Genomic DNA, 20,742 nt, shown 5'->3' on the forward strand with positions numbered 1-20,742 from the left:
GCTCCGCGCCCTGGATAGGCGGCGGCGAGGTCTAAGGGGACAACCCGTGTGGGGAAGTTCCGCGCCGCCGTCAGCCCTCCAGGGCGGCTGCGAGTGCCCCGGCCAGGGTCACGGGCCGGCGGCCGATCAGGTGGCGCAAGTGGCCGGAGTCGGTGTACATCTCGCCGCGGCTCATGCCTCGGTCGGCGTCGGCGAGGACCGATGCCAGCTCGGCGGGCAGACCCGCGGCGGCCAGTGCCTGGGCGAGATCGTTCACCGGGAGGTCGGCGTAGGAGACCTCCCTGCCGGCCGCAGCGGAGATCGCGGCGGCGAGTTCCGTCAGGGTGAAGGATTCGTCGCCGCCGAGCTCGTACACGGCGCCGGTGTGGCCTTCGGTCGTGAGGACGACGGCTGCCGCCTCGGCGTAGTCGGCGCGGGACGCAGCGCTGATCCGCCCCTCGCCCGCGGCGCCGACGACGGCTCCGTTGTGCAGAATCTGCGGCAGTTGGCCGAGGTAGTTCTCCAGGTACCAGCCGTTGCGCAGCAGGACGTTGGGGATTCCGCGGTCCCGCAGGTACCTCTCGGTCTCACCGTGTGTGGCACCGATGACGGTGGTGGCCGTGTCCGCGTGGGTCGTGCTCGTGTACGCCACCTGCGACACGCCTGCCGCCGCGGCGGCGTCGATCACGCGGCGGTGGTTGGCGAACCGCTCGCCCACGGGGACCGAGGCCGAGATCAGCAGCAGCCGGTCCGCGCCCGCGAATGCCTCGGCCAGGCCGTCGCCATCCGCGAAGTCGGCGCGGCGTACCGTGACGCCGCGGTCGGCCAGGTCCTTGATCCTGGCGATGTCCCGGCCGGTCGCGATGATGTCCGCGGCCGGCATCCCTCGCCGCAGCAGTGCCTCGACGGTGAGCCTGCCCAGTTGTCCGGTGGCTCCGGTGACGACGATCGGCATGATGGTCATTCCTTCCTTCCGCACGTGCCTCGCACGCTGCGCCGCGGTCCGTCCGCTGACGGCACGGAACACAGAATGACCTGCACACTCTCCTTTGGGGAGTAGCCACTTGCTGGTACGGTACTTACCTGATGGATAGCATCGAGGTGAGCCGCATGACGGCGGTCGAGAACGCGACCGGGCCCGTGCCGACATTCGATCCGTACGAGCGCGGCTGCCCCTCGCGGGACCTGCTCGACCAGATCGGCAGCAAGTGGGCGGTCCTCGTGCTCGGCGAACTCGGCCGGAACGGCACCTCCCGGTTCGGCCGGCTCCGGCAGACGCTGGCGGGCGTGAGCGAGAAGATGCTCACGCAGACCCTGCGCACCCTCGAACGCGACGGGCTGATCAGCCGGACCGTCTACCCGGAAGTGCCGCCGCACGTGGAGTACGAGCTGACCGCGCTCGGCCAGACACTGCGGGAACCGCTGAAGGCGCTCACGGAGTGGTCCGTGCTGCACATCGAAGAAGTCATCACCGCCCGCGCGGAGTACGACGAACGCGCCGAGCGCACCCGATAACCGGCCCCGGTCCGTGGTCCGGTGCGACGGCGAAGGGCTGCCCGTCGAGGCGCACACCTCCGCGTCACCGGCGGGCCCTACCCGGGTGTGGGCGCTCTGATGGCGAGGAGCGCCATGTCGTCGTGGCCGTCACTGGGGTGCTGGTCGGCCAGCGTCTCGACGAGTTCCTGAAGCGGAAGGTGCTCAAGGCGGGCGGCGTGTTCGGCCAGGAGGGACATGGTCTGCTCGATGGAGCGATCGGGGTGTTCGGTGACACCGTCGGTGTAGAAGATCACTGTCGCGCCGGGAGGCAGCGAGCGGGTGTGCTCGTGACGCCGTACCGCGCTGTCCACACCGAGGGGGAGGTCGGGCTGCGCGAAGAGGAAGCGGGGGCGTGCGTCGGGGCTGAGCAGGAGCAGCGGCGGATGGCCGGCGGTGCTCCATCGCATCCTGAACCCACCGGTGTCGGAGCCGTCCGGGCTCACGTCGGGTTCGAATCGGGCGAGGCAGAGGGTGGTGACCGGGTTGGCGGTGAGGTCTTCGACCGCGCGGTCCAAGGCGGTGAGGATCTCGGCGGTGCATTCGGTGGGGTCGTAGTGGAGAAGGGCGAGAAGCATGTTGCGGGTCTGTGCCATCGCGGCGGCCGCCCGGAGGTCGTGGCCGACGACGTCGCCGATGACCGCGGCGACTGTGCCGCCCGGCAGCCGGATGGCGTCGTACCAGTCGCCGCCGATGTGCCGGGGAGTGACGGCTGGACGGTAGACGGCAGCGCTCAACAGGGGGCGGAGGTCGGTCAGCCGGGGCAGCAGCATGCGCTGGAAACGCTCCGCGTCCATCTGCGTCTGCCGCATCAGAGCGGCATCGTCGATCGCGAGTCCCGCGGCTTCGGCGAACGAGGCGATCATGGCCTCGTCATGGGCGTCGAACGGCCGCCCGTCCTCCCGGTCGCAGAGGTACAGGTTGCCGTAGACACGTCCCCGGATGCTGACCGCGGCCCCCACCATGCAGTGCATCGGCGGATGGCCGGCCGGGAGACCGATGGAGGCGGGATGAGCGGCGATGTCCTTGACTCTGACCGGCTCCGGATGGGCGATCAGGTAGCCGAGCAGCCCGCGTCCGGTCGGCAGCCCCGTGCCCGACAGTGCGCGCACCTGCGCGTCGGACAGGCCGACCGGGATGAACTCGCGCAGTTGCTCGCCCGAGTCGTCCAGGACTCCCAGCGCGCCGTAACGGGCACCGACCAGGTCCATGGCCGTGCGGACGATCAGTGCCAGGACGTCGGACAGGTCCTGGTCCCGGCTGATGACCGCCTCGTACAGCTCGTGGAGCCGGTTCTGACCGCGTGCCAGGACGACGAGTTGCTCGGCGATCTGCGCCAGTTCCGTCCCCAGCCGCATCCCTCTGCGGGGCGCACGGCCCGAGCCGCCCGTCACTGAGAACCCACCCATGCTTCGTGAAAGGACACCGCCACCGGGCCAAGCGTCGCAGCCCCCTGCGCACACCCGGGTCATATCCCCCTTTCGAGGGCGCGTCCCAGGTTCGGACGGCGGTGACCTCGCCCGCTCACACCCTCCGCCCCGTCGGCCCCCAGATGCCGAACCTCTGCGACGACCTCGACGCCACCATCACCTACGTGAGAGGCCGTGGTGGCCACCGCTCCCCCGCCATGACCGCGGTCAGCCGCCCAGGACGGCGGCCGTGCCGTACTCCCAGAGGCGGTCCGCGGCGTCGGGGGCGAGTGCGTGGGCCGCGACGCCGCCTGGCATGTCTTCATCCCCCTCGACGATGCGCGCTTCCTGGTTGTCCTCGAAGTAGCGGCCGGTCACGCCGTTCAGGAGGGGGGAAGCCGCCAGGAGGACAGAGGTGGAGGCACCCTGTCCGGGAGTCTTGTAGTACGGCAGCGGCTTCAGGTTGCCGTCGCCGTCCATCACGCCGAACGCGCGCATGGTGTCGTCGTCGAGATGCCGTTGCAGGCCGGTGAGGATGTAGCCCGGGTTGAGCGCGTTGGCGGTGATCCCGTCGGACGCCCAGCGGCGGGCCCCGACCGCCAGCAGGACGTCGGCGGACTTGGACTGCCCGTAGGCCGTCCAGGGGTCGTACGGCCGCCGGGCGAAGTGCGGATCGTCGAAGTCGAACGGCGCGTTCCGGTGCGCGCCCGAGCTGACGATCACGATGCGGGCGGATCCGGCGTCCCGCAGCGCCGCGTGCAGACCGGTGGCCAGCGCGAAGTGGCCGAGATGGTTGGTGGCGAGCTGCATCTCCCAGCCGCCGGGCGTGAGGGCGCGTTCGGGGAGAGCCATGATGCCCGCGTTCGCGACGAGGATGTCGAGAGGCCCGCGCCATGCCCGCGCGAAGGCGTCGACCGAGGCCAGGTCGGACAGATCCAGGGCCTCGGCGCGCACTCGGCCGACATCGGCGACGGCCGCGAGTTCCTTGACGATCGGGTCCGCGGATCGCGGGCTCCGCGTGGCGATGGTGACCTCGGCGCCGGCCGCCGCCAGAGCGCGCACGGTGGCGGCACCGAGGCCCGACGCGCCGCCGGTGACCACCGCGCGCCGGCCGGTGAGATCCACCCCGGCGATCACCTCCTCCGCGGTGGCATGGGACGAGAAGGGGGTGGTCAGGCGGGTGGAGCCGTCATCGTTCGCCGGCCGGTCGGCCTGGGAGTTCGTCATCACGCGTCCCACGCTACGAAGCGAATCCTGCACGTTCTATCATCGATCGTCTGGAAATCTTTAGCCATCGTCCAAGTGAGGAGTGGTCGTGGATCCTCTTGAGGACGTGCTGACCCTGCTGAAGACGCGCAGCCATCTGTCCGCGGGTCTGATCGCGGGGGGCCGCTGGGCCGTGCGGTTCGACGCGCCCGACGGAGTCAAGTTCAACGCCGTCCGGCGCGGATCCTGCCGACTGGAGGTCGACGGCGCGGACGAGCCGATCGACCTGGCGGAAGGTGACTGCTACCTCCTCACCCGGGGGCGCCCCTTCACTCTCCGCAGCGCCCCGGACGTCTTCCCCGTCCCCGCAGGCGTCGTGTTCGCCGGGGCCGAGGACGGTATGGCGAGGACGGGGCACGGTGAGGACGTGTTGATGATCGGCGGCCGCTTCTCGTTCGGGGCGCGTGCGCAGGAACTGCTGCTGGACAGACTGCCGCCGGTGATCCACCTGCCCGCGGGGACCCGGCACGCGGAGACGGTGCGATGGGCGCTGACCGCGATCGACCAGGAAATGAGCAACCGGCCGATGGGATCCACCGTGGTGGCTGAGCACCTGGCCATCGTCATGCTCGTGCACGTACTGCGTCTGCACCTGACACGCGAGCCGCGTGCGGTGTCGGGCTGGCTGGCGGGCCTCGCGGATCCCGTGGTCGCCGCCGCACTGGACTGCCTGCATCGCCATCCGGCCAAGCCGTGGACCGTCGCCGAACTGGCCGCCGTCGCGGGCGTGTCACGCTCCGCGCTGGCCGTCCGCTTCAAGGCCACGGTCGGCCGGGCACCGCTGGAGTACCTCACCCGCTGGCGCATCGAACTCGCGGCTCGCCGGCTGCGAGAAGACGGTGCGACGCTCGCCGCTGTCGCCCACGCGGTGGGCTACGGGTCCGAGAGCGCTCTCAGCGTCGCCTTCAAACGAGTCCTGGGAACGTCTCCGGGGGACTACCGCAAACAGCACTCCCGATCGTTTGCCACCTCCGGCTGACCGCACGAGCTGTCAGGCGTCCCACCGTCCGAACGGCAGCCTGGGCGGAACGTCAGTGGCGCCGACGCGAGGTCACCGTGAACTGGGCGCCGTCGGGGTCGCGCAGCACCGCCTCGTGCTCGCTCTCGTCCAGGACGCTGCCACCATGCGCTCCCGCGGCCCGGACGCACGCTTCCACGTCGGCCACGGTGAAGTGCACCTGCCAGTGCGGCCGGACGGCGGGGTCCGGTGACGCCTCCACCGAGCCCGACTCGATACGTGCCACGACGTCGCCCTGGCTGCGCAGCAGCACGTTGCCTGCCGCGTACTCGACCTCGCAGCACCCGGGCCGGTTCGACGACCAGTCGAGGACCTCGCCGTAGAAGATGGCCGCGTCGAAGGCGTTCCTGGTGTGCAGCGTGATGAACGTCGGCGCCGCCCTCCGCCATGCCTCCCATTCGGTGACGAGTTGCCCCTGCCAGATCCCGAAGCGGGCACCGTCGCGGTCGGCGAGCAGCGCCGCTCTTCCGGGCGGGAACGAGATCGGCCCCACCGCCACGGTCGCGCTGCGCTCCCGCACCCGGCCGACCGCCTCGTCCGCGTCCGCGACGGCGAAGTACGGCGTCCAGGCCACGGCCATCTGCCACACGGTCGCCAGCTCGGCGATCCCGGCGACGGGGACCCCGTCCACCAGTGCGGTCCGGAATCGGAAGCCGAGTCGGGCGGTGCGCCACTGCCAGCCCAGGACTGCTCCGTAGAAGGCCTGGGTCGCCTCCATGTCGTGGCTGCTCAGACTCACCCAGCACGGCGCACCGAACACGGAGCCCGTGGAGACGGTCTCGTTCACACCGGAGGAGTGCGTCGTGCCGTAGCTCATGCCATCACGCTCCGGTTCCAAGCGGCGTCGGGCCCGCCGCTCTGACCTCCAGTGTCCGACCGGAATTCGTGTTCCGCACGCCTCCTGGTACGACGCCCCCGGATCCGGGCTCGCCGCTCACTCGTCCGGCAGACTTCGCCACCGAGGGGCGATTCGTTGGTACTGGCGTGACAACACAGCGGTACGGAACGGATGCGCAGTACACGGAGTCACGTGAAGCGCTCCGTCGTGTCCTGGCCCGCAGCGAGCCCGCGTTCATCGGGCGCCTGGGAATCACCGACGGTGAGAGATGTACCGAGAGGCTCGAGTCGCCCGGCTCCCGCGGATCCGTGCAGGCGGACCCCACGGACGGTGGTGACCCGGGCGGCGGACCAGCCCGACGTGAACTGCGATGACGGCGCCCGTGTCCGCTGCCGGGACGGCAGCGGACACGCGGCGGACCGGGCACCCGCGGGCCGGTCCGCTACCGGCGTGAGCCGGAGGCGGAAGCGATCTGCTTCAGCGTGCGCCCGCTGCGCGCGGAACGCGCCAGGAACGGCGTGGGCGCGCCCCGGTCCGATCTCCGCCGATCAGCCCGTTTGACCAGCAGCCATGCCTCCTTCTCGCCGTCCTGTCCCTCGCGGAAGCGCGTGAGGGCATAGCCGCCGTGGAGCTTTGCTCCGTCCAGCCAGAAGGAGGCGTGGCCGTGCCGCAACGCCTCGTCCATGGGGGTCTCGCGGCCCTTGCGGTCGGGCAGCGGATGGTAGGTGCCCTCGTCCCAGATGAGTACCGTGCCGGCGCCGTACTCCCCCTCGGGGATCGTGCCCTCGAAGTCCTGGTAGTCCAGTGGGTGATCCTCGGTGGGGGTGGCCAGCCGCTTGTCGTGCGGGTCGCCGGAGGGGCCCTTGGGGACCGCCCAGGACTTGAGCACGCCGTCCACCTCGAGCCGGAAGTCGAAGTGCGTCGTGCCGGCGTCATGGAGCTGGATCACGTACCGGTGCTCATGGCTGCCCGGATGTTCACCGCCGCCGAGTTCCCGGGTGAGGGAGAAGTCGCGCTTGCGGTGGTGGTCAGCGAGAGGATCCTTGGCGTTCATGGCTTCCTTCCCGGTGATCGCGGTCGTCTGCCTCGCTCGGCGGACGGCCGACGCGGGAGAACCGCCGGGTCCGTGAGCGCTCTCTCCAGGTTCCCAGGAGCCGTGGGTGTCCGGCGCCTCCTGGGGGAGGTAATCGGAACTTCCCCAGTCGGCGTATTCCGGGCTGGCCCTCGTGCCACCGGAGACACTCCGGACCGGACCCCCTTCAGGTGGCCCGTCGGCCGGCCGCACCCGCCCCGCCCGCTGCGAGGTGCTCGGTGAAGAACGCGGTGAGCTCGGGAGCGACCTGGGAGACGTAGCGGTCGTAGAGGTCGATGTGACTGGCGCCCGGGATCCAGTGCAGGTGGTTGGGCTCACCGGCCCTCTTGATGGCTTCCTCGGTCATCCAGGCCGTGGACGCTTCGTCGCCGGCGACCATCAGCAGCGGACGTGGTGCGAGGAGGTCGATGAGGTGGAAGGCGTCGAAGTTCACGATCCTGTCGATGCTGGTGAAGGGGAAGTCGTCGGTCTGGCGCGGGTGCCGTCCCCGGTCGGTGCCGTAGTACTCCCACCCTTCGTAGGCGTACCGGCCGGCGGCGCGCGCTTCGTCCTCGGTGGTGCGCAGGGGGAAGGTCGGGACGGGCTCGCCGGCGGCTTCTGCGGTACGGGCGGCGGCCGCGGCGTCGAGCAGGCTCTGGACGACGGCCGGGTCCTGGGTGCCGTCGGGGCCGACGCGGAAGCTCAGCCCGATGTCGACGGCGCTGACCGTCGCCACCGCGCGGATGCGGTGGTCGGTGACGGCCGCGGGGATGACGTAGCCGCCGGACGCGCAGATGCCCAGGACACCGATCCGGTCGGTGTCGACGTCGGCGCGTGTGGTGAGGTACGACACCGCTGCCTTGAAATCCTCGACACGCTGGGCCGGGTCTTCGAGGCCGCGCGGGATACCGCCGCTCTCCCCCTGACAGGCGGCGTCGAAGGCGAGCGCGGCGAAGCCGGCCTCGGCGAGCCTTCGGGCGTAGGAGCCGGCGGTCTGCTCCTTCACACCGCTGCCGGGATGGCCGACGACCACGGCGGCGAGCGGGCCGTCGGCGGCGGTGTCGGGGGTGTACAGGTGGCCGGCGAGAGGGATCCCGGCGCTGAGGAAGGTCACATCGGTACGCATGGCTTCACCGTGCCCGTCGTTGCCGCGAGGCGGGAGGGGAGGGTTCCTGCCGGGGCACGGTCGTGCCAGGGAAGATTTCTGCCCCCTCTGACCGGGGTGTGGCTCGGGCATAGTGGCTGCCATGTCCGATACGCGTTCACCGCGCTCCGAGCTCGGCGCGTTCCTGAAGGCACGCCGGGCCGAGATCACGCCCGCGCAGGCCGGTCTCGGCGACGACGGGACCCCCCGGCGTGTGCCCGGCCTGCGCCGCGACGAGGTCGCGCGCCTGGCCACCATGAGCACCGACTACTACACGCGCATCGAGCAGGGACGCGTCGGGGCGTCCGCGACCGTGCTCGCGTCCCTCGTGAAGGCGCTACGGCTCGACGAAGCGCAGCGGGCCTACCTGTACGAGCTGGCGGGCAGGCCGGCCGCCTCCCGTCGCCGCCGCCCGGTTCAGCGGGTGCGGCCGTCGGTGCAGCGAATGCTCGACGCCCTGGGCCACTGCCCGGCCATGGTGCTGGGCCGCTACGGCGACATCCTCGCCTGGAACGCCGCCGCCGCGGCCCTCTACCAGGACTTCGCCCTGCTGAAGCCGGCCGAGCGCAACTACTTCAGGCTGATCTTCCTCGATCCGGCCATGCGTGACCTCTTCGCCGACTGGGAGGACGCCGGACGCGTCAGCGCGGCGACCCTGCGGATGGAGACAGCGGCCGCCTCGGACGACCCGCGCCTGGCGGAGCTGGTGGGCGAGTTGTCGGTGCGCAGCCCCGAGTTCCGCGCGTGGTGGAACGGCCGGATCGTCTCGGACACGGCCTACGGCGCCAAGCGCTACCGCCATCCCCTCATCGGCCCGCTCACCCTCGACTGCGACACCTGGACCAGCCCGTCCGACCCCGACGTCACCTTCGTGGTCCTCACCGCCGAGCCCGGCAGCCCCGAAGACCACGCCCTGCGCATCCTCAGCTCCTGGCACACCACCCCAACCCCCACCGACGGCCTCCACGACTGAACCGGCCCGGACACAGCCCTCCACGCGCGCCGCCCCCAGCTTCGGGGGCGGAACGGCGAGTCCCGGGTGGTGTGCCGGCTCATGTCGGCAAGCCACCCGGATCCTCGTCAGCCGGGCTGCAGGACGAAGTCGTACTCGGCCCGCAGGTACGCGGTGTCCAGCGTGGTTCCGTCGGGTGCCGGGCCCGCCGTCCGTGACGTGAACGGGACGATCAGCGCGTCCTTGGTGCCGAAGACCACGTCGGAGTCGAGGTACTCGCTGCCCTCCTGGAACAGGTGGGTGGTCAGCTTCCGGTATCCCGGTTCGTCGATGAGGAAGTGGACGTGCGCGGGCCGGAAGTGGCTGATGTCCGTCCTGCGCATCAGGTCGCCGACCGGGCCGTCCATGGGGATGGCGTAGCCGCGCGGCGCGATGGTGCGGATGCAGTACGTACCGTCCGGCCGGGTCCGGTACTTGGCCCGCAGACGGGCCTCGTCGATCTCGGGGAGCTGGGCCTCGTAGGCCCCGTCGGCGTCGGCCTGCCAGACGTCCAGTACGACGCCCCCGAGCGGCTTGCCCTCGGTGTCGGTCACCTTGCCGGTGAAGAACAGCGGCGTGCCGTCGATGCCCTCGGACATGTCGAAACCGTAGGGCGCGGTCGGCGATCCGTCGACGTGGAAGGGCCCGAGCACCGTGGCGGGGGTCGCCTGCGGCGCGAACCTGTTGTTCAACTGCACCACCAGGGTGCTCAGTCCGAGCACGTCGGAGGTGAGGATCAGCTCCTGGCGCTTGTCGTCACAGGCCTGGCCGGCCGCGGTCAGCCACCCGACGGCGGCCGTCCATTCGTCCTCGGTCAGCTGCACCTCCCGTGCGAAGGCGTGCAGATGGCGCACCAGCACGGTCATCAGCTCGCCCAGCCGCGGAGAGTGCGCGGTGGCCCAGCGCTGGACGGCCAGCTCGGTGATGTTGTCCTCGTCGACGAACACGGTTGCGGCTCCTTGTTCTGCGGTGCGGTGACCGAGGTGCGGCACTCGCGGGCTCATTCCTCGCGCCGCTCCTCCTCAAGGGGTCCCGCCGCGTGAGAAGTTGGTGGCACGGGGACGGTGTTCCGGTCGACGGACAGGAAGATGTCCTGGGCGACCGGGTGGCGCAGTTCCTCGGCGAGCTGGCCGATCAGTCCGGCGGTGCGGGCCAGCAGCGCGAAACCACGCAGCAGCGGCAGCGGGAGACCGAGGTCCGCGAGGGCGGCACCGCAGACTCCCGCGCCGTTGAGGGGAAGCGTTCTGTTCAGCACGGCCGGGTGCGTTCGGCCGATGGCGGCGAAGAGGCTCAAGTGCGGCCCGAAGACGCCTTCTTCCTGCGCGATGCGCATCAGCCGCGGCGTGCGGGGGTCGCCCTCCTTGTGCACGTGGTGCCCCAGGCCGGGGACGAACCGCCCGGCCTCGCGCTGCTCCCGGACCGTGCGCAGGGCCAGCTCGTCCCAGCCCGCCTCGTCAGTGGGCAGGGCGCCGTCCAGGGATTCCAGTACGTCGTGCAGGAAGCGGCCCGTGTCCTCGGTGACGCCGAGGAAGCGGGAGCCGCCGCCGAGCAGGCCGGCGGCGAGGGCGCCCTGCACGGAGTCCGGCGCGGAGAGGTAGGTCAGGCGGGTGACGATGGCCGTGGGGGTGAATCCGTGGTCGGCCAGCGCGGCGAGTACGGCCTCGAAGACACGTGTCTCACCGGTGCGGGGCCTGCGCTGAGTGGCGAGCCAGAAGGCGAGTTCACCGAAGCCGACGGACCCCATGATGTCCTCGGCCAGGTCGTGCCCGAGCAGGGTGATGGTCTTCAGGTCGGAGGCGCCCAGCGCGGTGGGGTAGGCGGGTCGGGCTTCCGGCTCAGTCACGGTCGGCCGCCTCGGGTGCGCACAGCCATTTACGCAACTCCTCGCCGTGTTCGTCGAGTTCGGGCGGCGGCAGCCGGTAGGTGGCCGGGGTGGCGGAGAACCGGATGGGGTGCCGCGTGGTGGGCACCGCACGGCCCCCTTCTCCCACGGTGACGACCGGGTCGAGTCCGAAGCGCTCGGCCATGGCGAACCCGCCGTCGATGGTGTTGATCGGTCCGCTCGGCACACCGGCCTCGACCAGGGCCTCGAACCATTCGGTGGCGCCGCGCGTCACCAGCCTCTCGACCAGCAGCGGCCGCAGCTGTTCACGGTGTGCGGTGCGGTCGGCGTTGCGCGCGAACCGCGGGTCGTCGGCCACCTCCGGTATGCCGAGCACCTCGCACAGTCTGCGGAACTGGCCGTCGTTGGCGGCGGTCACGATGAGGTCGTTGTCGGCGGTGGGCAGCGGCTCGTACGGGAAGACGCTGGGGTGGGCGTTGCCCATCCGGTACGGCACGGTGCCGCCGGCGACGTAGGCCGAGCTGTGGTTGACCAGTCCGGTCAGAGCCGAGGACAGCAGGTTCACCTCGACGAGCTGGCCCGTCCCCGTGGCGTCGCGGTGCCGCAGCGCCGCGAGGATGCCGATCGCGGCGTGGTTGCCGGCCATCACGTCGAAGACGGATATCCCGGCCCGGTAGGGCGGGCCGTCCGGGTCGCCCGTCAGGCTCATGAGCCCGGAGACGGCCTGCACCATGAGGTCGTAGCCGGGGACATGACGTCCGGGCCCGGCACCGAATCCGGTGATCGACGTGTAGATGAGCGCGGGGTTGTCCCGCCGGACCGACTCGAAGTCCAGTCCGTACTTCGCCATGCCGCCGGGCTTGAGGTTCTCGATCAGCACATCCGCCCGGCGGGCCAGCTTCCGTGCGACTTCGACGTCGTCCTCGTCGCGCAGGTCGAGGGCGATCGAACGCTTCCCCCGGTTGACCCCGAGGTAGTAGGTCGAGACCCCACCGCGAGTGGGGGGCGTCCAGGCTCGGGTGTCGTCGCCGCTGGGTCCCTCGACCTTCACCACGTCCGCGCCCAGGTCGGCGAGCAGCATGGTGGCGTAGGGCCCGGCGAGGATCCGCGAGAAGTCCGCGACCAGCACACCGGACAGAGGTGCCGCGGGGCTGTGCTGTACGGGCTTCGCGTTCTGGGACATCATCCTCGCCCTCCCGTCCGCACAGCGGACGTTTGTCCGGAGATCGATTCTGAGTGCGGTACGACCGGCGCGTCAAGACGTCGCGCCGACACCCGTCGGCCGGACGGCGTGCGGCACGGTCTCCAGCCGCGCGAAGTCCCCGCTGATCCGGCCGGCGGCCTGCAGGAGGAGCGGCAGGTACTCGTCGAGCAGCACCCCCACCGAGGTCTCCGCGGCGTGCGCGTTGACGTTGACGCTCGCGACGACCCGTCCCGAGCCGTCCCGCAGCGGAGCGGCAACCGACCTGATGCCCTTGGCGAGTTGCTCGTCGGTCATCGCCCATCCCCGCGCCCGCACCTCGCGAAGTTCCGACTCCCACTCCGTTCGATCCGGGTGCCACACGGAGTTCAGGCCGGATCGGGTGGGCTCGGCGAGGACCCCCGCCACGTCGTCGGGCGGCAGGGCCGCCAGCAGGACCTTCCCGAGCGAGGTGGGCAACGCGGGGAAACGCGTGCCGATCTGCACGGCGAGCGTGACGATCTTGGGTACGGAGACCCGGGCGACGTAGACGATGTCCGAGCCGTCGAGCTGAGCGATCGAGCAGGACTCGTTCGTGCGCTCGACGAGCCACTCCAGGTGGGGGCGGGCCACGTCCCACAGCCCCGTCGAGCGCACGTAGGCGACACCGAGGTCCAGGACCCGCGGGGTCAGGGAGAAACCGCCGTCCTGCGGGCGTACGTATCCCAACTCGACCAGGGTGAGCAGGATCCGGCGCGCGGTGGGCCTGGCCAGTCCGGTCGCGGTCGCCACGTCGGTCAGCGACATGACCGGTCGCCGGGGCCGGAACGCGGTGATGACCTCCAGACCCCGGGCCAGCGCCTCGATGAAGTCCGGACCGGTTCCTTCACGCGGCATGACAGCTCCTGTGCGTCTCGACGGCTTCATTTCGACCTCGTCCGCCTGGCGGACGGCCTTTCGAAGCCACTCTACGCAGCAGAACGGGGTGCGAGGTCGCGACTTCGGCACCGCCCGCGGTCAACTGACCGCAGGGCGGACGCCTGGTGAAGGATCTGAGGGGATTTTGCGGTGCGCGCGGGATTGACAGTCACCACTGACCCGATGAGCATCAATCACCAATCAGCAACCGGGATACGGACAGTTGTCCGACGTAGGCGGGAGACACAGCGATGCCCCGGTCCACCCCCTTCCACGCAGGACGCCCCATCGTCTTCCGAGGCGGCACGGTGCTGCCCATGACTCCCGAGCGCCGGGTACTGGCCGACACCGACGTCCTCGTGACCGACGACCGCATCACCGCGGTCGGCCCGCGCCTCGCCGTCCCGGAGGGCACGGTGGAAGTCGACGCGTCCGGCGGCATCGTGATGCCCGGCATGATCGACACCCATCGGCACATGTGGCAGACGGCGATGCGCGGCTACGGCGCCGACTGGACCCTGACCCAGTACTTCGTCTGGTACTACCTCGAACACGGCAGGGCCTTCCGCCCCGAGGACGTGTACGCCGGAAACCTCCTCGCCGCCGTCGAGGCCCTGGACGCCGGGGTGACCACGGTCGTCGACTGGTCGCACGGACTGCAGACGGTCGACCATGCGGACGCCGCGGTCGACGCGCTGCAGGCGGTGCCCGGCCGCTTCGTCCTCGCCTACGGGAACATCCAGCAGGCACCGGCGGAATGGACCGCGGCACCGGAGTTCCGGGACTTCGTCCGCCGCCGCATCACCGGCGACGACATGCTGGGCTTCCAGCTGGCCTTCGACGTCACCGGAGACCCCGCCTTCCCCGAGAAGCCCGCCTTCGACGTCGCACGCGACCTGGGCGTCGCCGTCACCACGCATGCCGGCGTGTGGGGGGCCACCAACGACGACGGCATCCGGCTGATGCACGAGCACGGGTTCATGGGCCCGGAGACGGTCTACGTGCACGGCTCGTCCCTCTCCGCGGACTCCTACCACCGCATCGCGGCGACCGGCGGTTCGATCTCGGTGTCCACGGAGAGCGAGCAGAGCGCCGGTCAGGGCTATCCGACGACCTGGGCGATCCGCTCCCACGACATCCCGGTCTCCCTGTCCATGGACACGAGCGTGTGGTGGAGCGGAGACCTGTTCTCCGCCATGCGCAGCACGCTCGGCGCCGACCGGGCCCGCGAACACCTGGCCGCCCACGCCAGGGAAGAGACGATCACTCACTGCGCCCTGCGCGCCGACCAGGTGGTGGAGTGGGCGACTGCCGGCGGTGCCAGGGCACTTGGCCGCGAGCACGATCTGGGCACCATCGCGGCGGGCAAGAAGGCCGACCTCGTCCTGCTGAAGAACGACCACTCGCCGGTCTCGTTCCCCGTGCTCAACCCCTACGGGCACGTGGCGTTCCAGGCCCAGCGCGGCGACGTGCACACCGTGGTCGTCAACGGCCGCGTGGTCAAGCACGAGCACCGACTGCTCGACATCGACCTGACCGCCGTACGGCGCACGGTCGAGCAGACGGTCCGGCACCTGCGGTCCACCATCGGCGAGGAGGCCTGGGTGAACGGCATGAACCCGGACGTCCCCGAGACGAAGGTCCTCGACAACCCCTACACGTACACCGACTACCGCAGCACCTCGACACACAGCCACTGACCGCGGCACGCCGGAGGGCCGAGCCGCTTCCCGGCGGCTCCGGTGAACTGGGGAACTCCAGGCGCGACGTCACCGGTGGCGCCGGCGCCCGGAGAACTGCCTACGAACAGCTCGGACCACACCAGCCTCTGGACGTCTTCCGCACTCGGCGCCGAGCGGAAGTCGTGCTCGGTATCCCTCGGGCCGCTCGCAGAGTGGTACGCCGCAGCAGCGAAGGGTTCGCCTGCAGGGGTGCCTGCAGGAGCCCTGGTGTGCGGGGGTGTGGGAGGGTAGCGGGTGCAGGAACGTGGACAGCTGGAGAGTGAGGACTGGCATGCGGGACGCGTACCACGCGGAACTGGATGCGATCGGCGAGGGCCTGGTCGGCATCGCGAATCTGGTCGGTTCCGCCATGGCACGGGCCACCAGCGCGCTGCTGGACGCGGATCTCGACCTCGCCGAGAGCGTGCTCGGCACCCACGGTCGGGTCGAGGACCTCCAACGGGACCTGGAGGACAGGGCCATCACCGTCCTGGCCCGCCAGCAGCCGGTCGCCACCGACCTGCGGCTCGTGGTCACCTCACTGCGCATGAGCGCGGACCTGGAACGCTGCTCGGCCCTCGCCCAGCACGTCGCCAAGGTCGCCCAGCGGCGCTACCCCGAACAGGCCGTCCCCCAGGACCTGCGCCGCACCCTCCTGGAGATGAGCCAGCTCGCCCAACGGCTGATGGCACAGGCCGCCGACGTCCTGGTCACCCGTGACGTCGAAGCCGCCGCCCAGATGGAACAGGACGACGACCGCATCGACGAACTCCACCGCGGCATCTTCCAGCACCTCATGGACGACCGCTGGCACCACGGAGTGGAAACCGCCGTCGACGTCACCCTGCTCGGCCGCTACTACGAACGCTTCGCCGACCATGCCGTCTCCATCGCCCAGCGCATGGTCTACCTCGTCACCGGCGAACACACCGATCCCGCATAGAGCCCCCGATTCAGCGGAACTCGTGGACCACCTCGATCTCGCCGACGATGTGGGCATTGAAGTCGTCCAGTTCCTCGGCCGGAACCCACAGCTCGAGGATCGTCTGCCCGCCGGCCTGCTGGACGGGGTACCGGCTCAAGAACTCCGACTCGACCTCGAAACGAGTGACGAAGCCGGCGCCGTCGTGCTTCACGTTCCAGTCCCGCGCGATCCTGACCGCGTAGTCCTCGTTGAGGACCGGGTAGAAGATCGGCTGCTCCGGCAGCCGGGGCGGCCAGGCACGCCAGTTCAGCTCCCGAACCAGATCCAGCTCCCGGGGACCGGTGGGGCGCCACAGGGTCGTCGTCACTAGCCGGCTGGTCATCTGGCATCACTCTCTGAACGTGACCGGCGGAAGCGGTCGGGAGACCGGACGATACCGACACCGCGCGCTCAGCAGCTACGCAGTTTCCACGCCCCGGGTGACTCCGTGACCAGCGGTTAGGGGACAGTCCCTACGGGATGTACCGAAAGTGGATCAAGATACTGGTCCCGGGCCCGGCCCTGGCCCATGCCATGTGATGCTCGCGTCATGAATGATCAACGCGAGATCGCCATCGTCCGCTGGCCGGGTCAGCTCGCTTCGGCGCCTGATGAGCTGGCGGATCTGCTGGCGGCCTATCACCTGCAGACGCAGGCCGAAAAGGGTGAGGCCGTCGCCGGCGTGGAGGAGTTGCCACCGCGCTACCGGGTAGAGATCGCGGATCCACGAGCCGTATTCGCTGACCATGTCGTGCTCCTCGCGTTCAGCCGGGACACCGCGGCGGGCTGCCTGGTACTGACCGCACCTGTCGACGGGCGGTCCGAGGTCAAGAGACTCTGGACGGACCCAGGGTTCCGCGGGCGGGGCATTGCCTCCCGTTTGATCAGCACCGCGCTCGTGCATGCAGCGGAGAGCGGCGTGAGCACGGTGCAGTTGTCGGTGTGGAAGTGGCGGACGGGCGCGATCGCCCTGTACAAGCGGCTCGGATTCACCGTCGTCACGGAGTCGTGGGACGAGCGGGATCAACTGGTCTGCATGGAGCGATCCTTGTGAGTGAGCACAATCCTGCGTTGCCGCGACATGACGCTCAGCGGACGACTGCGGCAAGTCGGTCAGGCCTCGGCCCGCACCGTGTCCACGAGCGTTTGCACGGCGAGAGGGCCGAGCGCGTTGGAGGCCAGTGGGCTGTCCCCGCGTAGCTTCCGGCGGAGTACGACGCAGCCCGCACCTGTGACCGGCGCCGTAGCGCTCGCCGGGCGATGCTCGGCATCGCCCGGCTCCACACTCCGGCCCGCGCAGGACAGCGCAGGCCCCTTACGGGGCAGCCTCCTGACGGAACGCGATCGTCAGGGGCGCGTGGACGGAGTGGCGGGGAACGGTGATCGTCAGTGTGTCCGTGGTGGCGTCCCAGGTGTAGGCGTGTGCGGACAGGGTCCTACCGGCTGCCGTGACGCGGGCCGGTGCTTTCGTGCCGCGGACCGACACGGTCCAGGTGCGCTGCCGGGGCTGGCCGTGGAAGGTGCCGCGGGCCGGGCCGATCGTCAGGGTGTGGACGCCGCCGGACTCCTTGTAGCGGATGGCGGTGGTCGCGCTGTGGAGCCGGCCGACGGCCTTGCCGTCGTCTTCGTAGAGGCTGGTGGAGCCGGAGGCCCCGGCGGCGACGGTGAGGGTGACGTCGGTCAGCGGGCTGAGACCGTCCGCGGCGACGTCATGGGTCCGGGTCGGCAGGATGCCGCCGGCCCTGACGAAGAGGGGCATCGTGTCGAGACCGGTGGTGATGTCCTGGGTCGTACCGCCGTCGTAGGTCTTGCCGGTGAAGTAGTCGGTCCACCGGCCCGGCGGGAACCAGACCGAGGTGGTGGCCGAGGTGCCGCCGGTGGTGACGGGCGCGACCAGCATGTCGGAGCCGTAGAAGTACTCGCTGTCGGCCGTCGTGTACGCCTTCTCCTCGTCCGGGTACTCCAGGTACATGGGGCGGACGATCGGCAGGCCCGTGCTGTTCGCCTCCTCCGCGAGCGTGTACGTGTACGGGACCAGCGCCTCACGGAGGTTGAGGAACTTGTCCGCCGACTTCCGTGCGGCCGTGCCGTACTGCCAGGGCAGCCGGTCGCTGTGGTTGCTGTGCAGGCGGTCGATCGGCTGGAAGGTGCCCAGTTGGACCCAGCGGGCGTAGAGGTCGTCGGGCAGCTTGTGCGTGGTGTAGGTCTTGCCGTCCGAGGTGTAGGTCTCCGAACCGGTCAGGCCCGTGGTGTCGTTGTGACCGCCGATGTCGTGGGTGATGGCCGCCATGCCGGTCGCCGCCGACTCCCCTGGGGTGTAGCCGACTTCGAGCTTCAGCGTGCCCCAGGTGGACGAGGTGTCGCCGGTGAAGTGGACCGTGGAGCGCTTGTCGGCCCACGGCCCGGTGGGCAGTCCCTGCTGACCGCTGTAGCCGCCGGCCTGGAGTGATCCGTAGGCCCGGGAGAGGACGAATCCGCGTCCGATCCGCTGTGCGGTGGCGGTGGCGTACTGCTGGTTGATCCAGGCGTCCGGGGTGACGCCGGGGAGGGTCGAACGGGCCGCGTCGCAGCACCAGTCGAGCCACCAGAAGTCGTTGCCCTGGTCGTCCATCGTGCGGTGCAGGTCCAGGTACGCCTTCAGCTGGTCGGGATCCCCGAAGTCGAAGGTGTAGCAGTCGTCCCCGGCGCCCGAGGCGCAACCGCCCTTCACCAGCTTGCCCTTGGCCGTGGCCTGCGCCTGGGCGAACTGCGGGTCGGACGCGAGGATGCTGGGGTGCACGTTGAGCGTGTTGTGCAGGCCCTCGGCGGCGGACCAGTCGAAGAAGCCCTTGGGGTCCGGGAACTTCACCGGATCCATCTCCCAGCCGCTCCAGCTATTGACGGCCTTGAAGTCCGTGTCGGTGACCAGCACGTCGAGGGGGACGCCCTCGGAGCGGAACGACGGCAGGATCGTGTTCCGGTAGTCCGCCGCGGTGCGGTCGATGTACTCCGAGTACCAGACGCCGTAGGCCCATTGGGGAAGGAGCGCGGGCGGCCCGGTGAGGGTGGCCAGGTCGGCGAGACCCTGCTTGTAGTCGTGCCCGTACGCGAACAGGTAGCCGTCCTGGTACGGGGCGCCGCCGTGACCGGGGCGCGGTGTCACCTTCTGGGTGCCGGTGTCGTAGAGCGCCGAGGACGTGTCGTCGAGGAGGTACCAGCCGTCACGGTTGAGCAGTCCGGGCGTGGTGACGAGGGGGCCGCCGTTGCCGGTCACACCGTCGAGTCCGCGGCGGTAGCCGCCGAGGGCGATGTGCGGGGGCGGGGCCGCGCCGGTGGGCGTGGTGACCGCGAGGGTGTCCGCGTTGACGTGACAGCTCGTCGCCTCGGGGCAGTTGAGCGTGATGTCGTCGGTCCCGGCCTTCAGGGTGACGGGGACGGAGGCGGTGTCCCAGGTGTCCCAGTCGGCGGTGGCAGGCAGCGACAGCGTGCCGCTGGTGCCGCCCGCGGACACCGTGGCGGTGCGGGTCCGGTGCAGGCCGTCGCTGCCGGTGCCGTTGGCGTAGCGCACGTGCAGGGTGTAGGTGCCGTCGGCGGGGACGCCCACCACGTGAGTGGTCAGGGTCGAGCCCTGGTTCAGCTCGGCGACGAAGCCGCTGCCGGCGTACCCCTTGTGGTCGGTGGCCCTGACGGCGGTCCCGCCGGTGCGGGCTCCCTCCGCCTCGCAGCTCACGGCGAACCGGCAGTCGGCCGCGGCCGTGCTGGAGACGGGCGGGTACGGGTCGCCGGGCCGTACGACGGCGACGCTGTCCACGTTGACGTTCCCGGAGTCCGTCGCGGTCCGGGTGAGGGCGAGCGTGTGGTGTCCGGCACCGAGGTGCAAGGGCACGGTCGCGAGCTTCCAGGTGTCCCAGTCCGCCGTGGCCGGCAGGCTCACCGTCTGCGGGCTGCCTCCGTCCACGGTGACGGACAGCGTGCGGGTCTGCGTCTGCCCGTCGCCACCACGGGAGTTGGCGTACCGCAGGCCGAACTGGTAGTCCCCCGTGGCACTGACATCGATGTCAGAGGTCAGGGAGCCGCCGGTGCTCTGGAATCCCGCGGCGAAGCCCGTCCCTGTGTAGCCGGTGTGGTCGGTGGCCACCGAGACCCCGTCGAGCCGGAGGTTCTCCGCCTCGCACAACTCACCGGTGCCGCAGGTGAGATGCTGCCAGGGTGTGGCGGTCACCTGGGCGCCGCCCGCCGTCGTCTCGACGGAGAGGTTACCGGTGTCGAACTGGCCCGAGTCGATCCGGTAGCGCACGGTCATGGCGCTGGTCCGGACGGTGAGCCAGCCGTCGGACCTGTCGGTCGAGTAGGCGGTGGGGGTGAATCCGGCGCGCCCGATGGCGTTGAAGGTCGGCGCGTCGGTGAACTTGCCGTCACCCGCGTACTCGGTGCGGATCAGTGTCGGCGAGAGGATCTCGAAGCGTGCGTCCCCGGCGGTGACGGTCGGGATCCGCAGCCGAGGGCTGCCTGCCTTAGCCGTTGCGCCTTGCGCCGACGCGGCCGACGCGGCCGACGCACCGGAGAGGGCGACGGCGGCGACCGTACCCAGAGCCGCGGTGATCCCTGCCCATCGGCGCAGGGATCTCGACCGCCGTCTCCTACGAAGGAACCTCATGAGTGACTCCGTTCTCGGTGACTGGTGACGGGCCCCCGTCGCACCCGCGCGGGTGCGCCACTCCGCTGATTTCAACGATGCAAAATCACAGGGGAATCACAGCACACCGCCCGTGGCGGCAGCCAGATGGATGCGCGTGATTCCTGAGGGTGTGTTGGACGTCAGTGGGCTGGACGCGTCCGCGGTGGCATGGGAGTCCGACTGCGGCGGGGGCGCCGCGGACTTCCTCG

18 protein-coding genes are annotated in these 20,742 nt (G+C 70.5%); 6 read left to right on the top strand and 12 right to left on the bottom strand.

Annotated features, from left to right (window positions below; all coding sequences use genetic code 11):
- Window positions 1-70 precede the first annotated feature (70 nt).
- The gene (locus ACIQOE_RS39145) at window positions 71-943 is read right to left on the bottom strand and encodes an SDR family oxidoreductase (protein ID WP_401416826.1); all 873 of its coding nucleotides are present in this window, start codon (window positions 941-943) and stop codon (window positions 71-73) included.
- Between the two features lie 122 nt (window positions 944-1,065).
- Here ACIQOE_RS39145 and ACIQOE_RS39150 point away from each other — a divergent pair, with 122 nt between their 5' ends.
- Entirely contained in the window at window positions 1,066-1,494 is a 429-nt protein-coding gene (locus ACIQOE_RS39150; protein WP_401416827.1) for a winged helix-turn-helix transcriptional regulator, read from the top strand.
- A gap of 77 nt (window positions 1,495-1,571) precedes the next feature.
- Here the strand turns inward: ACIQOE_RS39150 and ACIQOE_RS39155 are convergent, their stop codons facing one another.
- Together ACIQOE_RS39155 and ACIQOE_RS39160 are read right to left on the bottom strand one after the other, a co-directional pair.
- Window positions 1,572-2,921 carry a PP2C family protein-serine/threonine phosphatase gene (locus ACIQOE_RS39155; protein WP_401416828.1) on the bottom strand — a complete coding sequence of 450 codons (1,350 nt, stop codon included), beginning with the start codon at window positions 2,919-2,921 and terminating at the stop codon, window positions 1,572-1,574.
- Between the two features lie 228 nt (window positions 2,922-3,149).
- On the bottom strand, window positions 3,150-4,148 hold the full coding sequence (locus tag ACIQOE_RS39160) for an SDR family NAD(P)-dependent oxidoreductase (RefSeq protein WP_401416904.1): 999 nt from the start codon (window positions 4,146-4,148) through the stop codon (window positions 3,150-3,152).
- Between the two features lie 88 nt (window positions 4,149-4,236).
- Between ACIQOE_RS39160 and ACIQOE_RS39165 the strand changes: the two genes are divergently transcribed.
- Entirely contained in the window at window positions 4,237-5,166 is a 930-nt protein-coding gene (locus ACIQOE_RS39165) for an AraC family transcriptional regulator (RefSeq protein ID WP_401416830.1), read from the top strand.
- 52 nt (window positions 5,167-5,218) lie between these two features.
- On the opposite strand, the gene ACIQOE_RS39170 is transcribed toward ACIQOE_RS39165, so the two are convergent.
- From ACIQOE_RS39170 to ACIQOE_RS39180, 3 genes are all read right to left on the bottom strand, one after another.
- Window positions 5,219-6,022 (bottom strand): VOC family protein, encoded by an 804-nt coding sequence (locus ACIQOE_RS39170; protein WP_365555805.1) that lies wholly within the window; start codon window positions 6,020-6,022, stop codon window positions 5,219-5,221.
- A 463-nt stretch (window positions 6,023-6,485) separates the two neighbouring features.
- A complete protein-coding gene (locus ACIQOE_RS39175; RefSeq protein WP_401416832.1) occupies window positions 6,486-7,097 on the bottom strand; it encodes a DNA polymerase ligase N-terminal domain-containing protein in 612 nt (203 codons plus the stop codon).
- Window positions 7,098-7,302: 205 nt separating this feature from the next.
- Entirely contained in the window at window positions 7,303-8,241 is a 939-nt protein-coding gene (locus ACIQOE_RS39180) for an alpha/beta hydrolase (RefSeq protein WP_401416834.1), read from the bottom strand.
- A 121-nt stretch (window positions 8,242-8,362) separates the two neighbouring features.
- Between ACIQOE_RS39180 and ACIQOE_RS39185 the strand changes: the two genes are divergently transcribed.
- Entirely contained in the window at window positions 8,363-9,232 is an 870-nt protein-coding gene (locus ACIQOE_RS39185; RefSeq protein ID WP_365573106.1) for a helix-turn-helix transcriptional regulator, read from the top strand.
- A gap of 107 nt (window positions 9,233-9,339) precedes the next feature.
- Here ACIQOE_RS39185 and ACIQOE_RS39190 read toward each other — a convergent pair whose 3' ends face one another.
- The 4 genes from ACIQOE_RS39190 to ACIQOE_RS39205 form a co-directional block, all read right to left on the bottom strand.
- On the bottom strand, window positions 9,340-10,197 hold the full coding sequence (locus ACIQOE_RS39190; RefSeq protein WP_401416837.1) for a dioxygenase: 858 nt from the start codon (window positions 10,195-10,197) through the stop codon (window positions 9,340-9,342).
- Window positions 10,198-10,250: 53 nt separating this feature from the next.
- A complete protein-coding gene (locus tag ACIQOE_RS39195; protein ID WP_401416838.1) occupies window positions 10,251-11,093 on the bottom strand; it encodes a citryl-CoA lyase in 843 nt (280 codons plus the stop codon).
- On the bottom strand, window positions 11,086-12,276 hold the full coding sequence (locus ACIQOE_RS39200) for a CaiB/BaiF CoA transferase family protein (RefSeq protein WP_401416906.1): 1,191 nt from the start codon (window positions 12,274-12,276) through the stop codon (window positions 11,086-11,088). Before ACIQOE_RS39200 ends, ACIQOE_RS39195 begins: the two co-directional genes overlap by 8 nt.
- Window positions 12,277-12,348: 72 nt before the next feature.
- Window positions 12,349-13,170 carry an IclR family transcriptional regulator C-terminal domain-containing protein gene (locus ACIQOE_RS39205; protein WP_401416840.1) on the bottom strand — a complete coding sequence of 274 codons (822 nt, stop codon included), beginning with the start codon at window positions 13,168-13,170 and terminating at the stop codon, window positions 12,349-12,351.
- Window positions 13,171-13,508: 338 nt separating this feature from the next.
- Between ACIQOE_RS39205 and ACIQOE_RS39210 the strand changes: the two genes are divergently transcribed.
- Window positions 13,509-14,891: an amidohydrolase family protein gene (locus ACIQOE_RS39210; protein WP_401416842.1), complete on the top strand. Its 1,383-nt coding sequence runs from the start codon at window positions 13,509-13,511 to the stop codon at window positions 14,889-14,891.
- A gap of 313 nt (window positions 14,892-15,204) precedes the next feature.
- Window positions 15,205-15,855: a phosphate signaling complex protein PhoU gene (gene phoU, locus ACIQOE_RS39215; protein ID WP_351327173.1), complete on the top strand. Its 651-nt coding sequence runs from the start codon at window positions 15,205-15,207 to the stop codon at window positions 15,853-15,855.
- 10 nt (window positions 15,856-15,865) lie between these two features.
- On the opposite strand, the gene ACIQOE_RS39220 is transcribed toward phoU, so the two are convergent.
- Window positions 15,866-16,219: a hypothetical protein gene (locus tag ACIQOE_RS39220; RefSeq protein ID WP_351327175.1), complete on the bottom strand. Its 354-nt coding sequence runs from the start codon at window positions 16,217-16,219 to the stop codon at window positions 15,866-15,868.
- 207 nt (window positions 16,220-16,426) lie between these two features.
- Between ACIQOE_RS39220 and ACIQOE_RS39225 the strand changes: the two genes are divergently transcribed.
- Complete coding sequence (locus tag ACIQOE_RS39225; RefSeq protein ID WP_365573089.1) at window positions 16,427-16,930, top strand: GNAT family N-acetyltransferase; 504 nt, start codon at window positions 16,427-16,429, stop codon at window positions 16,928-16,930.
- Between the two features lie 261 nt (window positions 16,931-17,191).
- On the opposite strand, the gene ACIQOE_RS39230 is transcribed toward ACIQOE_RS39225, so the two are convergent.
- Window positions 17,192-20,512 carry a TIM-barrel domain-containing protein gene (locus tag ACIQOE_RS39230; protein WP_401416845.1) on the bottom strand — a complete coding sequence of 1,107 codons (3,321 nt, stop codon included), beginning with the start codon at window positions 20,510-20,512 and terminating at the stop codon, window positions 17,192-17,194.
- Window positions 20,513-20,742 lie beyond the last annotated feature (230 nt).

It is taken from the genome of Streptomyces sp. NPDC091282 (assembly GCF_044757385.1).
GTDB lineage: Bacteria > Actinomycetota > Actinomycetes > Streptomycetales > Streptomycetaceae > Streptomyces > Streptomyces gramineus.

What these genes read in the sequence shown, in the direction of transcription:
- ACIQOE_RS39145 (WP_401416826.1), bottom strand. Translation starts at nt 943, where the DNA reads ATGACCATCATGCCGATCGTCGTCACCGGAGCCACCGGACAACTGGGC.
- ACIQOE_RS39150 (WP_401416827.1), top strand. Translation starts at nt 1,066, where the DNA reads ATGGATAGCATCGAGGTGAGCCGCATGACGGCGGTCGAGAACGCGACC.
- ACIQOE_RS39155 (WP_401416828.1), bottom strand. Translation starts at nt 2,921, where the DNA reads ATGGGTGGGTTCTCAGTGACGGGCGGCTCGGGCCGTGCGCCCCGCAGA.
- ACIQOE_RS39160 (WP_401416904.1), bottom strand. Translation starts at nt 4,148, where the DNA reads ATGACGAACTCCCAGGCCGACCGGCCGGCGAACGATGACGGCTCCACC.
- ACIQOE_RS39170 (WP_365555805.1), bottom strand. Translation starts at nt 6,022, where the DNA reads ATGAGCTACGGCACGACGCACTCCTCCGGTGTGAACGAGACCGTCTCC.
- ACIQOE_RS39175 (WP_401416832.1), bottom strand. Translation starts at nt 7,097, where the DNA reads ATGAACGCCAAGGATCCTCTCGCTGACCACCACCGCAAGCGCGACTTC.
- ACIQOE_RS39180 (WP_401416834.1), bottom strand. Translation starts at nt 8,241, where the DNA reads ATGCGTACCGATGTGACCTTCCTCAGCGCCGGGATCCCTCTCGCCGGC.
- ACIQOE_RS39185 (WP_365573106.1), top strand. Translation starts at nt 8,363, where the DNA reads ATGTCCGATACGCGTTCACCGCGCTCCGAGCTCGGCGCGTTCCTGAAG.
- ACIQOE_RS39200 (WP_401416906.1), bottom strand. Translation starts at nt 12,276, where the DNA reads ATGTCCCAGAACGCGAAGCCCGTACAGCACAGCCCCGCGGCACCTCTG.
- ACIQOE_RS39205 (WP_401416840.1), bottom strand. Translation starts at nt 13,170, where the DNA reads ATGCCGCGTGAAGGAACCGGTCCGGACTTCATCGAGGCGCTGGCCCGG.
- ACIQOE_RS39210 (WP_401416842.1), top strand. Translation starts at nt 13,509, where the DNA reads ATGACTCCCGAGCGCCGGGTACTGGCCGACACCGACGTCCTCGTGACC.
- phoU (WP_351327173.1), top strand. Translation starts at nt 15,205, where the DNA reads ATGCGGGACGCGTACCACGCGGAACTGGATGCGATCGGCGAGGGCCTG.
- ACIQOE_RS39220 (WP_351327175.1), bottom strand. Translation starts at nt 16,219, where the DNA reads ATGACCAGCCGGCTAGTGACGACGACCCTGTGGCGCCCCACCGGTCCC.
- ACIQOE_RS39225 (WP_365573089.1), top strand. Translation starts at nt 16,427, where the DNA reads ATGAATGATCAACGCGAGATCGCCATCGTCCGCTGGCCGGGTCAGCTC.
- ACIQOE_RS39230 (WP_401416845.1), bottom strand. Translation starts at nt 20,512, where the DNA reads ATGAGGTTCCTTCGTAGGAGACGGCGGTCGAGATCCCTGCGCCGATGG.